This is a genomic window from Aureispira sp. CCB-QB1, assembly GCF_000724545.1.
Lineage (GTDB): Bacteria > Bacteroidota > Bacteroidia > Chitinophagales > Saprospiraceae > Aureispira.
Genome location: NZ_JHBV01000041.1, coordinates 40,585 through 54,266 on the forward strand (window position 1 = coordinate 40,585; position 13,682 = coordinate 54,266).

Here is a 13,682-nt window from a genome sequence, read left to right on the forward strand (position 1 = left end):
CTAACTTGACAAAACATTGACATTTACTACTCCAAATTACTAACTATGACACTTGGCTTACAGCTAATAGAACGTGCCCAAAATTGGCTAAATCGTACTGCGATTATTTCTAATCATAAAAAATATAGTTATCAAGAATTACTAAACCAATCCACTCATGTTGCCAGCTATTTACTAAATGGTTCAGAGGATTTAAAAGAAGCACGAGTAGCTTTTTTAGTAAGTCCAAGTTTTGAATATACAGCCCTACAATGGGGCATTTGGAGAGCGGGTGGTATTGCTGTTCCGCTCTGTGTACTGCACCCATTACCATCTTTGGAATATGTACTTCGAGACACTGGTGCCAAGATATTAGTTGTTGACCCAACCTACTATGATTTATTAGCACCACTTGCAGCAGAAGAAGATATTCGCTTGCTAACAATCGAAACTGTTTTACAATCTAGGGTTAAAGCCACACTACCTATCATCGAAGATAGTCGCAGAGCTATGATTTTGTATACTAGTGGCACCACCAGCCTACCTAAAGGGGTCGTAACGACACACGCCAACTTAAATTTTCAAATTAGTACTTTAGTAGACGCTTGGAAATGGCAACAAGAGGATCACATTCTAAATGTTTTGCCTCTACATCATGTGCATGGTATTATCAATGTGATGAGTTGTGCACTTTGGGTTGGAGGATGTTGCCAATTTCTACCTAAATTTAATGCGGCTAAAGTTTGGGAATTATTTAGTCAAGGAAAGATCAATATTTTTATGGCTGTTCCAACCATATATTTCAAACTGATTAACTGTTGGGAACAAACAACGGAAGACACACAACAAAGATGGTCAAAAGCAGTTGAAGCCTTTCGTTTGATGGTTTCTGGATCTGCTGCGTTACCTGTTCCTGTCTTAGAGAAGTGGCAAACAATCAGTGGGCATATCTTGCTTGAGCGCTATGGAATGACAGAGATAGGTATGGGCATTTCAAACCCTTATAATGGAGAAAGAAGAGCAGGTCATATTGGACAAGCATTGCCTGGCGTACAAATTCGTTTGGTCAATGAACAAGGCGTCATTAACACAGAAAATATTTCAGGCGAAATTCAAATCAAAGGACCAAATGTTTTTAAAGAGTATTGGAGAAAACCAGAAGCTACTCAAAAGGCATTTAGTGAAGATGGTTGGTTTTTGAGTGGGGATATTGCTCTGTTAAACAACAATTATTACAAGATTTTAGGAAGAGATTCTGTTGACATTATAAAATCAGGTGGTTATAAAATCTCTGCTTTAGAAATTGAAGATATTCTTAGAAAACATCCTTTAATTAGCGATTCTGCGGTTGTTGGTATTCCCAATCCTGAATGGGGAGAATTGATCGTTGCTTGCCTTGTCCTCAAAGATGGCAATCAAACTACTATTGACATAAAAGCACTGAAAGAATGGCTCAAAGAAACGCTTCCTGCCTATAAAATCCCCCGTCAGTTTATTATCCAATCTGCTTTGCCTAGAAATGTTTTGGGGAAAGTAACTAAAAATGAACTAAAAAAATGGTTTTAATTCCTTGCTTAAAATACAGTAGTCAATCAGCTATTCCCTACGGTCGCTGTTCGTTTATTCATATACACCATTCGTTAACCCATTTTCTCTGTTTGTCAAACAATTTGCACCATTCGTAAAGTTACATCTACCATTCATAAATAGCTCTTTTTTCTATACCGTTATCGTTGTATATTTGTGTTTTAATATAATTTATAATTACCCTTACAAACACAAATTATGTTTAAAACTTCAATTTTAACTTTACTATTATTGGTGTTATCCATTCACTTAGTTTCTGCACAAGCAGCAGCTAATTTTGATGGCACTGATGATAAAGCAACGGTTTATCACCACAGTGATTTTAACCTATCTACCCACGATTTCACCATAGAAGCTATGGTTCGAGATGTTGCCTTAGAAAGCCCCATGCTTACCATCATCTCTAAAAGAAATTTAGCTAGCAATGGCTTTGCCTTAATGATTAATACACAGGATGGCATGCAACTAATTGCTGAAATTGGCAAAAACAGATATGAGGTCAATACTTCTGTTTTTGAAGATCGGCGATGTCATTCCGTTGGGCTACGACGTTCTAGGGATGAAATAACTTTATTTATAGATGATAAAGCCTATCCTCTAGGCAAAAACACGACGAACATCAACACCACTGAAAATCTAATTATTGGTGACGATGGTTCCAATACACACCAACCTTTTGAGGGGTACATTGAAGAAGTTCGCTTTTGGAAAGATGCTCGAACGGATGGAGAAATTTTTGACTGGAACCAAAAATGTATTCCTTCCTCCAGCAGTGATTTACTGGCTTTGTGGAATATTGAGGAAAATACAGGGCAATTTTTTCACGATGTTGCCAGCATTCAACACCATGCTTATTTAGGCAGTGGTTTTAGCAGCGACAATCAAGATCCTCTTTGGGCTTCTAATGAGTGTTTGGAATCTTGTTGCGGAACAAAAGCCGATTTTAATGTTTCATTGACTACTCCCAAAGCATATCAGTATGTCAATTTTACGAATACTAGTATTAATGCAACCAGCTATGTATGGATGGTTAATGGCACCGTAGAAGCAACAACAACTGACTTTAAATTTGGTTTTCCGATTGGTACACATATCGTTCGGTTATTAGCTAAAGACAGATCTTGCCAAAGCATGCAATCTTGGGTCGTTGAAGTAACTGATTTCTTAGACAACTGTGGTGCTCCTACCAACATCTCTCCTTGCCCTCCTGACCCACTACTACACGAAAAGCCGCAGATGCGTATCTTGGATGGTTTTGGCAATTGCTATAGTCCAGAAGAACTAGCATTACCGACTCCTATGGTAACTAGAAGTAATGTTCCTGGTTACCCTCCTGGACAGGTTTGCGAATGTGGCATTTTTACCTTGTATTATCAAGATGTTATCAACAATACAGATGTTGGATTTGATGATCCTGCTGCCCCACAAGGCACAGGTTTCACAACCTTGGGAGAAGAAAGAAGAGCCTCACTTTGCCGAGTTTTCGAAGACTTAACCCTACTTATTGGCGCCAATCCTACTGCTAGTAACTTGGGCGTAGAAGATCTCAGAATTACGGTTGGCGCTTCTGACGGAACAGGTGCACTTGCTCTACCTAACAATGCTGTAGCAGCAGCAAGCTCTTACTTTTTTGAACTAACTTCTCCTAATATTCATAAATTTGCATTGGGGGAAGTTGGAAGAACAATTATCGGAGGTAGGGACTCGTATCAGGATTGGTTGTTGTATAATCCCGTTGTTGCTAACGATCCTCATGGAATTGTTCAATTTAATTTTGCAAACGCATCGTTTAATTCAGACTTAGCATCCATCACAGGAAACCATATATATGTAGTTGGTCTACATGAAGTTATCCATGCACTAGGTTTCCGATCTTTGATTGGAGGAACCAATGGTCCTAGTCGATTTGCTAGTAGTAATGCTCCTAATATATATGCCTACTGGGATCAATTTATAGAAAGTAATCAAACTCCTGTTATCAATAGCACCATTACCAACAACAATCTTTCTTTGAGTTTTACGACCAATACCGTCAATAGTTGTGGTTCGCCTAATGCCACCAACGGACTTGCTTTAGATGGCATTTCTGCTGCGGGGAATCATCCTGTTTATTATAATGGGACATATCAAGAAGGGAGTTCTTTTAGTCATTTTAACTGTACAGCAGGGGTATCTGGGTATGTCATGAATTTTAGCGGTATTGCTAGCATTACTCCTAATCCATTGGAAGTAGAAACTTTGTGCAAATTGGGTTATACTATTTCCGGAACATTTGGGCAAAACTTAACTGCGTCCAATCAAAGCAATACATTGGCTACTTACAATGCCTGTACACCTTCTAATTGTATTCCCATAGGATTTACAGATGTTCAAGATCCCAATAACTTGGGCAATCCATTTACAGTCAATAGGAATGGCACGAACAACCAAATTACCATTGACTTTTCAGACTTATTAGCCAATGATTTTGTCCCTGCTGGAACTACAATCGAAAACCTTCAAATTTTGCAGGGCGGTGGTACACTATCAGCTACTAGTTCTAATGGAAATACTTCCTTTACCTACAGTCCAGATTTAGGGTATGGTCTTTCATGGGCATCTCTTAGTTATGTTCCTAGATGCCCAAGTGGCGAATTGGGTGAAATTGTTTACGTTTATATTTGGGTACCTGCAGCACCTTATCCTGCTTGCGATATTCCTACCAATGCTTGTAATTTAGTTTGTAATTACGACTTTGAAGCTTTTGCTCCTAGCATATTCCAAGGCATCCATTCTCAGTTAGAAAATTATTGGTTTTCTTATGGCAATATCCGAGCTTTAAATCGATCATGTGATTTGCATGGTTACGACATCAACAACCTTCCAGGGACACACCCTTTTTTATGCGGACAGATACCACTTCCTGTTGATTTTCCACAAAAAAACAATTACATTGGTATTGTGCTAAATACGAACACATCCGAGTCATTTAATTTAAAATTACAACCAGGAACAACTCTAACACCATCGACAACCGATAACTATAGAATTGGCTTTTGGGTTTGGACTTGCCAACCACAAGATTTTGACGTAAGAGTAGCTTTCCTCCCTGCAAGTCCATGTGCTTCTCAATATACTGACTTACAGGACGCTTCTGGCTACCAACCACCTTGGTTAAATCCATTGTATACAGGAACCGTTTGTGCTAGTTTTACAAATCCCAATGACAAATTCAACTTACAAATTCCTGTTTCCAATCCAACGACAGCAGGAAATGGCAATTGGTTTTATGTCACACAAGATTTTCATACTACTGTCCCTAACTTACAAGAATTTATTGTTCATTTGGATCAAGCCAATGTAGCCAATAATCTGTATGTTCTTTTTGATAACTTTACAATAGAATCGCTGACAACTCCTAAAATTAATATTTCTTCTACTATTATTGGAGGCACTTGCCCAGGAGCTACCCCTATGATCCGTTACACCATTGAAGGAGATGCTAGCATACCAGTCAATGCTCCTTTAACCAATGTTCAATTAGACATTACCCTACCAACAGGAATACCTGCCAACTTAAGTTGGGCAACAGGTGGCGACTTTGTTAATGGACAACACACAATTCCATCCTTGGCACAAGGTGATATTGTCACCTTAGATTTACCACTTAATATCAGCGCCAATGCTCTAGTTGGTTCTTCTAACCAAGTTCTTATTGAGCCCACCATTGCAGGAGCTTGTGTTTCAGCATTTTCTAATCAGTCTACCAATATTATTGTCACCAATACTGCTAGCCAATTAGCCATCAATACCAGCATATTGAACAGTACTCCAACTAGTGCACAATATGAAATTAGTGTTACCAACAATGGTCCCGACGGTATCTACAATATTGATCTAGAGGTTCCAACGGTAAATGGCTTAACCTTTACATTTAATCCTCCTTTATTCGATCTTTTGCCTGGAGCAACACAAACATTTACATTAAATAGTACGTTCTCTATTACTTCTGGGTGTCCTGTTCTTTGTGCAGAAATTCACGCTGCAAGTTTTGCTTGTAATCTACCTGTCTCAGGCTGTGCTCCTCCTGTTTCTATTGGATCAGGTGGAAATAGCATTGATTTTCCAATAGAAGCAGAAAATACAGCTCATACAGATCCAACTCTTTTTACAGCAACAGCAATTAGCAACAATAATGATGTTTATAGTGTAGGAATTTTTAGTAATGATATTGATTTTACAGATGGCAGCAATACAAATACTTTAACCAAAAATCATAGCTGTGCTAGTGGCTTCAGTCCATTTCTAGTAAAATACGGAGCTTGTGGTTTTGAATGGGCAGTTGAAATACCTGTTTGTAACTTGGTTGACTTGAAAGTAGGTCCAGACGTTGAACTTGGACAAAACGGTGATGCTTATGTTTCTTTTTCATTTATAGGCTCTTTTACAATTAATGGCACGACTTATACCAGTCAAGGCGGTTCTGACATTGCAATCATAAAATATGATGCGACAGGAAATCCTATATGGGTACAAACTGCGGGTGGAAATGGCGATGATTTAGTGACCGATCTTGAAACCTATAACAACGGCACCAATGAGCAAGTAGCTATTATTGGAACGCTGATCGGAAGCTCTCCCAATGTTGCAACCTTCTCTAATACCCTAAGTGTTAACTATAATAACCTAGGTAATTTTTGCTCTGGCTGTTCTCTCCCTGGAGGTATTACTTATGTAGCATCCTACACAGACAATGGCACTACGAATACAGTCAACTGGGTGAATTCTTTAAGCAATACAGCTACTTTTTCTGGAAAACTAGATATTGATCCAACAGGCAATATCTATGCAATTGGAACAACAAACTCTGGTTTTACATTTAATGGTTTGACTGTAGGCGCAACAACAACAGCCGTCAATGAGGGTGCTCCATCTTTTGCCAACAACGACATTGATTTGTTTGTTTTAAAATACAATAACTTAGGAAACGAACTATGGGCAGAAGTCTATGGTAGTAATAAATTTGATTTTGGATACCTAGAAGGAATGGGGTTGGAATTTGATATCGAATGTGAGGGCTCAACCCATTTGGGCATATTACTTCCTAGTGCAGCTACTATAGCTTCAGGTAGTCAACCATATATGCAGAATTATGGAACTCATTTACTTCGACTAAATGCCAATAATGGTAGTCTAGATTGGGTACAGCCTCTAGCTTTACCATCAACCACCCCCAATACTACTTTAACTGGAAACACAACTTATCGTTCTAACTTAGCTATTGATGGCACTAATTACATTGTAAATGGTAGCTTTTTCTTGAGTGATCCTAATGGAGTATCTCCTAGTGGATTTGCCAGTATTGATTTTCATGGCACGACACTTAGTTATACATCAATGAGTGCTCACCCTGCTTATGATAGGTATCAAGGAACCTTCACCCTAAGCTTTAATAATACTGGAGCAATACAATGGGTCAATGAAAATAGCACCATTGTTCCTCTTAGCCCTGCCATAGACATGCATGCGTCTCTTGCTATTTTAGGCGTGGAAGTAGACAATTCGGGAGATATTTACAGCCCGTTCTTCCTTAGGGGCACAACAACTTTAGGCTCTGACAACTTAACGGGTGGTGTCAATGGCAATCAAGATGTTGTAGATGGATTTATTAGCAAAATAGATGGCAACTTGGGGAATTATCTTCGCCCTAATGTTAATTCACCCAACACAAATAGTTTGAATGATGTCACTACCATAGGTAATCATCAAGCTTTGACAACAACTGAAACTATTACTAACTCAAATTTATCAACTAGATTATACCCTAATCCAACCACAGGAAAGGTAACTTTAGAAATCAAGAGTGACCTAGCAAACAATCAAATAGAGTACATTACTATTTATGATGTAACGGGTAGAAAAGTACAAGAAATTAATACCCAAACTTCTCAAAATAGTTTTGACATCAACTTGAGCAGCCAACAAGCTGGTGTCTATTTTGTCGAAATGATGATTAATCAAGAATTGATTACCAAACGAATTGTTTTAATGAAATAAAATTTCTTTTTCAAAAAATGGAGCCCTTAAGCACTTACCTGTTTAAGGGCTTTTTTGTTTTTTAGATTGTCCCTTCGTTAAGTGATATATACCTTTCATTAGATAACTTGTACCCTTCATTAGGTAATTTGTTCCTTTTACAATTATTAATTTTTTCATGCTTTTAAAGCCGTATATTTGTCCTTTAATATATTTTACCTATTCATTAAAAAGCCAATTATGTTTAAAGCTTTAATTTTGACTTTACTGCTGTTACTATTATCTTCCCACTTAGTTGTTGCTCAAGCAGCAGCTAATTTTGATGGTGTAGATGACAAAGCAACTGTTTATCACCACAGTGATTTTAACCTTTCAACCCACGATTTCACGATAGAAGCGATAGTTAGAGATGTTGCTTTAGAAAAACCGATGTTAACTATTATTTCCAAAAGAAATTTAGCCACTAATGGCTTTGCCTTAATGATTAACACACATGACGGCATGAAAGTAATTGCAGAAATTGGCAAAAACAAATACGAGGTTAACACCTCAGTTTTTGAAGATAAAGGATGTCATTCAGTTGGTCTACGGCGTTTAGAAAATAACATCACTTTGTTTATAGATGACAAAGCGTATCCACTAGGAAAAAACACTAGTGATATCAATACAACTGAAAACCTAATTATTGGTGATGATGGTTCTAGTACACACCAACCTTTTAATGGTTACATTGAAGAAATTCGCTTTTGGAAAAATGCTCGAATAGATGAAGAAATTTTTGACTGGAATCATAAATGTATTCCTTCCTCAAGTAGTGATTTGCTAGCTTTGTGGAATATCGAGGAAAACGCAGGGCAGTTTTTTCATGATGTCGCTAGTATTAAACATCATGCTTATTTAGGGAACGGTTTTAGGAGTGATAATCAAGATCCTCTTTGGAGTTCTAATGAGTGTTTGGAATCTTGTTGTGGAACAAAAGCCGATTTTAATGTCTCTAATTCTAATCCTCTTGCAGCTCAATGGGTAAACTTCACTAATACATCAACCAATGCTATTTCATACGAATGGAGCATAGATAACCAAGTAATTACTTCTAATCAAGATTTACAATATTCCTTTGCTATCGGCGTTTATATTGTTGGTTTAAAAGCTACGAATAAAAGTGGTTGTTCTGCTTATTATAGTACAGTCATCGAAGTAACAGATAATAATTTTTCTTATTGTGGAGAAGAAAAATTTACATCTCCGCAAATTCAAGCACTAGAAGACTGGGAAAATTCGGAATTGATTCCTAGTCCATTTCCAACCATAAAAATGTATGATCGTTTTGGAAATCGATATCTCCCCAATGACGTTACAATTCCTAGCCAACTAAGATCTACAGGAAGCACTAATTCCTCTTGTGGTTGTGGAATTTTTGAACTTTACTTTGAAGATGTATTTTATAACAGAGACTATGGCTTTGACGATCCAACTTTAGGGGCAGATAGACGAGCTGTTGCTTGTCGAGTTTTTGAAGACTTATCTGTTTTAGTAAATCCATCAGGAACATTAACAAACAATTTAGTTAAAATTCAAGTAAAAAAATCCGAAGGTAAAGCTCCTTTAGAAAGGGCTCCTATTGATGAACTAGACTCGGGTATTCTTGCTGTAGCAGGTCCTTATTTAGTTACGACTTATAACGTAGGGACAATCGATGGTTTAGTTTATAAAACCATTACTTCTGGAACTAATGCTCTTGCCAATACACCAGGCTGGAATACCAACTCTTTTCATGGTTCAATGCGTGTTGATTTTGAGTTACCAAACTTTTTTCTTAACAACAATAACTGGACTAGTATAGCTCCTAACAATCAAACTGATTTATATTCTACTTTGTTACACGAATCCTTACATCTTTTAGGTTTCTATTCTTTAATAGATGCTACAAATAATTTAAGTATAATTAATGGTACACAAGTATACAATAGATATGATACTTACTTAGAAGATGCTGCTGGCAATCCTTATATTGACCCATCTACAGGTATATTAAATCCAACAAGTAATTTTATTGGGAGTACAAGCTGTACTGCTGATGTGAAATTTAATGGTAATGTAAATACCAATCAACAAGTATATTTACCTTCTCCTTGGAATTTCTCGATATTAAGTCATTTCAATTGTAATGCAAGTAATTATCTAGCTTGTGCTTCCAATAATGGATATATTATGAATGCTTGTATACCAGCAGGAGAAATGCAACGTGCTCCTAGTCAAGCAGAATATAGTACGCTCTGTGATATTGGGTATCAGTTAAGTGGGGTATATGGAAATTCAAGTGTAGGAACTCCCAATAATAACATTCCCTACCAAACTTATGTTAGTTGCAGCTTCCCTTGTGCTGTTGCAGGCATTAATGATGATTTAACTACTACGATTTCTGTAGCTCCAGGAAGAACAGTTACCATCAATGCAAATGACTTTTTAGCCAATGATAACAACATAGGTGGTTCTTATAATTTGACAACCTTATTAAGTAGTTTTGGAACATTTACCAATGTAACCACTTCTAGTTTCGACTTTACAGCTGATCCTAACTTTTGGGGTACAGCTATTATTCAATATCACCCAACTTGCGCTAATGGAAACAATGGTTCTAATGCTTTAATATTTATTCAAGTTACAGCACCACCATTCCCCACTTGTGATTTACCTGCTAACAGTTGTAATTTACTTTGTTTTGGTGATTTTGAAAATATTGTTGGGGCACAAAGTGGTACTACTGTTGGTATTTGGGATGATTTTTTGAGTACATATAACGATTCTGGAACGCCTTTATTTGGTAGTGTTACTCCTTTTCCAATTACAACGGAACTCATTCGTTTTAATACAAACACCAATGCACCTATCGGGGGAATTAATTTGGACCCCAAAATATACCAATGTATTGGTGCTACGCCTTCTGCCCCTGGACCTTTGCAAGCTCCACTTCCTGTTAACTACCCCAATAAGACCAGTTATATTGGCATGAATACTACAGCTTCGGCTTATCCAATCTATGACCAAATTTACTTACCTTTAGCAACACCACTAGATGTTTCTACCGCAGGAACAGATAACTATCGACTTACTTTTTGGGCATTTACTTCCTGTGTAGATGTGCATCTAAGAATGATATTAAGTGATGCCCCACCGTGTATTAACGGAGTGAATAATTTCTATGACCCTGTTCATGCACCATATTCCCCAACTCCTATTTGTCCCTCTTTTTATTATGTCTTTGCACAGTCTCCCAACTGCTCAGCCTATACTGCTGCTTTAAATAAAGGCATCATTCTAAACAACCCTTCTAATAATCCTCCTGGAGTATACACTTGGAAACAATACAGTTTAGATTTTCATGTAAATACACCCAATGTTCAACATGCCGTATTTCATCCTGTTCTAGGTACAAGTCCCGTCCCACAGGGTGGTTCAACAACTTGTGCTTCGTCCTACATACTCTTGGACGAAATGGTCATTGAAAAAATTGATCCTCAACCTCAACTAACCATCAACTCCTCTATCATAGGCACCCCTTGTCCAGGTAATAAAGTAATCATAGAATACGATATATGTTCCGATGCCCCTGTGTCTAATCTTAACTTAAACGCTCCGTTGCCATTGGGGAGTGGATTATTGTACACCAATACTTTAGATTTCAACAACGGTCAAATTACAGGTTTAGACTTAGGCACTGGAGGAAATCCACTTTGCACTTTAGTTCAATTAGAAGTCGAAATTCCTGTTGGAGCTAGCACACCTAGCACGCAACGTATTGTTTTGGATGCTACAGGAGGGACGGCTTGTATTAGCGCTTCTTCCAATCTAACTATGGACATCAACATTACAGGAAATACAACATTAGCTCTTGCTGTTGTGCCTTCTGTATCAGGAAACGTAAGTATTGGGAATAATTTCACAGCTGACATAGTTGTTTCTAATACAGGCAACAATGCTGCTCAAAATGTCGTTGTCGAATTGCCAATGGGACCTTACTCTTTAGGTCTTAATTATGTTCTAACTACCACTACAATTCCTAGCATTCCAGCAGGAGGACAATATACCATTAGTGCCATTCCTATTAGTGTCTCTGGTCCTTGTGGAGATGCGCAGGTTTGTGCTGAGATAATTTCTGCTGATAATACTTGCAATTTACCGTCCGCCTGTAGTCCTTTGTTAACTGTTATTGGGGCTAGTACGACTAGTTTCCCAATACAAATGAATGCTGTTCCAACAAATATGACCACAGGAAGTGATGGGAGTATTTATGCTACAGGTTTGTTTAATCAAAATCTTAATTTCGTTGAAGGAACCAATACAAATACCTTATCTTATACTGGAACAGGTGGACTAAGTGTCTTTGTTGTTAAATATGATGGTTGTGACTTTGCTTGGGCAGAGGAAATTCCTATAAATATAAACTTCCTAAACTTCCAAATATCTCCAGATATTGAAGTTGATAGTTATGGTAATGTATTTGTCTCCTTCGTTTTTAACAATTCTTTCTCGACCTATACCAGCAATGGAGCCATTGATATTGCTATTGCAAAATTTAATAACACAGGCATCTTGCAATGGATAAAAACAGATGGAGGTATTGAAGACGATTTAGTTGTTGATTTAGAATTACATGAAACAGGTAATCAAACACATATTATCATTGCAGGGTATACTAGAGGAATAGGCACAAGTGGAACTGCAAATCCCAATAATTCAACAATTGCCTCTACACTTATCCCATATTTTAATGAAATTAACTCTAGTAGTTATGGATATAACTATGGAGTTAGTTTTATCGCTTCTTATTTAGATGGTTTTACTAATAGCATAGGACAGTGGGCACAATATATTGGTGGAGCAACTAATATATTCGCCCCTATTCCACCAAATGATTTTGCCCCAACAATTCCATCTAAAATAACTATAGATCCATCTGGTAATATTTATTTTTCAGGAATTGCCTACGAGGATTTTTCATTTCCTAACAAAAGCAATAATAGTGTTAGTTATCCTAATTCCTTTTATGGCACTAATCCAAGTCTTGATTTTGATATTTTTACTCTTAGTTATAATCTATCAGGAACTAAAAACTGGGGTGTATTTTATGGAGACGATGTTTATGGTGGTTTTGGTAGTGGTGAAAGTTCACGTATAGGAATTGATCTAAAATATAATAACAATATGCTTTATTTGATTGCACCATATAGCCAACACTACGGATCTATTGAAACTCATTTAGTAAAAATTAACACTATCACGGGAACTATTTCAGGCTTCAACTCTCTAACTAATGGAAATGGAACAATTCTGCACTCTAACTTAAGCATTGATAATAATGGTAACCCAATAGTAAGTTCAAACTTTCTCTTAAAATCACCTGATAACCAAAGTATAGACTTTCATTCTAATTTACCCAATGGTCAAAACATAACAATCACATCAGGTGAAATGACAGGCTGGGTTATTCAAAAGTTTAATCCTTCTTTAAATTTTGAATGGATTTTAGCAAACACAAGTATTGTTCCTACGCAAGTGGGTGGTTCTCACCTTGCCGCTCCACCCTTTGATATCGATATTACGCCTAATGGGGATATTTATAACTGTATACTAGTTAATGGTGATATTACACTAAATGGAGGCACCTATGGTCCCACTTTGACAAACTCAATGGGTTACATTGTCCGTATCCAAGACCAAGGAACGGGTGGAATATATGCGAGACAAGCCAATGGCGATAATGGCATTGTACAAAGCCCAAATACGATGTCTATCTTATCAACTGATGAGACGACAAATACAACCAATAATTTGTCAACTAAGTTACACCCCAATCCAACCACAGGAAAGGTAACCTTAGAAATCAAGAGCGACCTAGCAAACAATCAAATAGAGTACATTACTATCTATGATGTAACGGGTAGAAAAGTACAAGAAATTAATACCCAAACTTCTCAAAATAGTTTTGACATCAACTTGAGCAGCCAACAAGCTGGTGTCTATTTTGTCGAAATGATGATTAATCAAGAATTGATTACCAAACGAATTGTTTTAATGAAATAAAATTTCTTTTTCAAAAA

General features: G+C 37.1%; 3 protein-coding genes. All 3 read left to right on the top strand.

Features of this window, described 5'->3' with window-relative positions; all coding sequences use genetic code 11:
• The first annotated feature begins 45 nt into the window (after nucleotides 1-45).
• Entirely contained in the window at nucleotides 46-1,545 is a 1,500-nt protein-coding gene (locus tag CG11_RS20750; protein WP_052598768.1) for an acyl-CoA synthetase, read from the top strand.
• A 219-nt stretch (nucleotides 1,546-1,764) separates the two neighbouring features.
• Complete coding sequence (locus tag CG11_RS20755) at nucleotides 1,765-7,602, top strand: T9SS type A sorting domain-containing protein (RefSeq protein WP_052598769.1); 5,838 nt, start codon at nucleotides 1,765-1,767, stop codon at nucleotides 7,600-7,602.
• A 219-nt stretch (nucleotides 7,603-7,821) separates the two neighbouring features.
• Nucleotides 7,822-13,665: a T9SS type A sorting domain-containing protein gene (locus CG11_RS20760; protein WP_052598770.1), complete on the top strand. Its 5,844-nt coding sequence runs from the start codon at nucleotides 7,822-7,824 to the stop codon at nucleotides 13,663-13,665.
• Nucleotides 13,666-13,682 lie beyond the last annotated feature (17 nt).

Bases quoted from the DNA above. Each gene is read 5' to 3' on its own strand.
- CG11_RS20755 (WP_052598769.1), top strand. From the start codon at position 1,765: ATGTTTAAAACTTCAATTTTAACTTTACTATTATTGGTGTTATCCATT.
- CG11_RS20760 (WP_052598770.1), top strand. From the start codon at position 7,822: ATGTTTAAAGCTTTAATTTTGACTTTACTGCTGTTACTATTATCTTCC.
- CG11_RS20750 (WP_052598768.1), top strand. From the start codon at position 46: ATGACACTTGGCTTACAGCTAATAGAACGTGCCCAAAATTGGCTAAAT.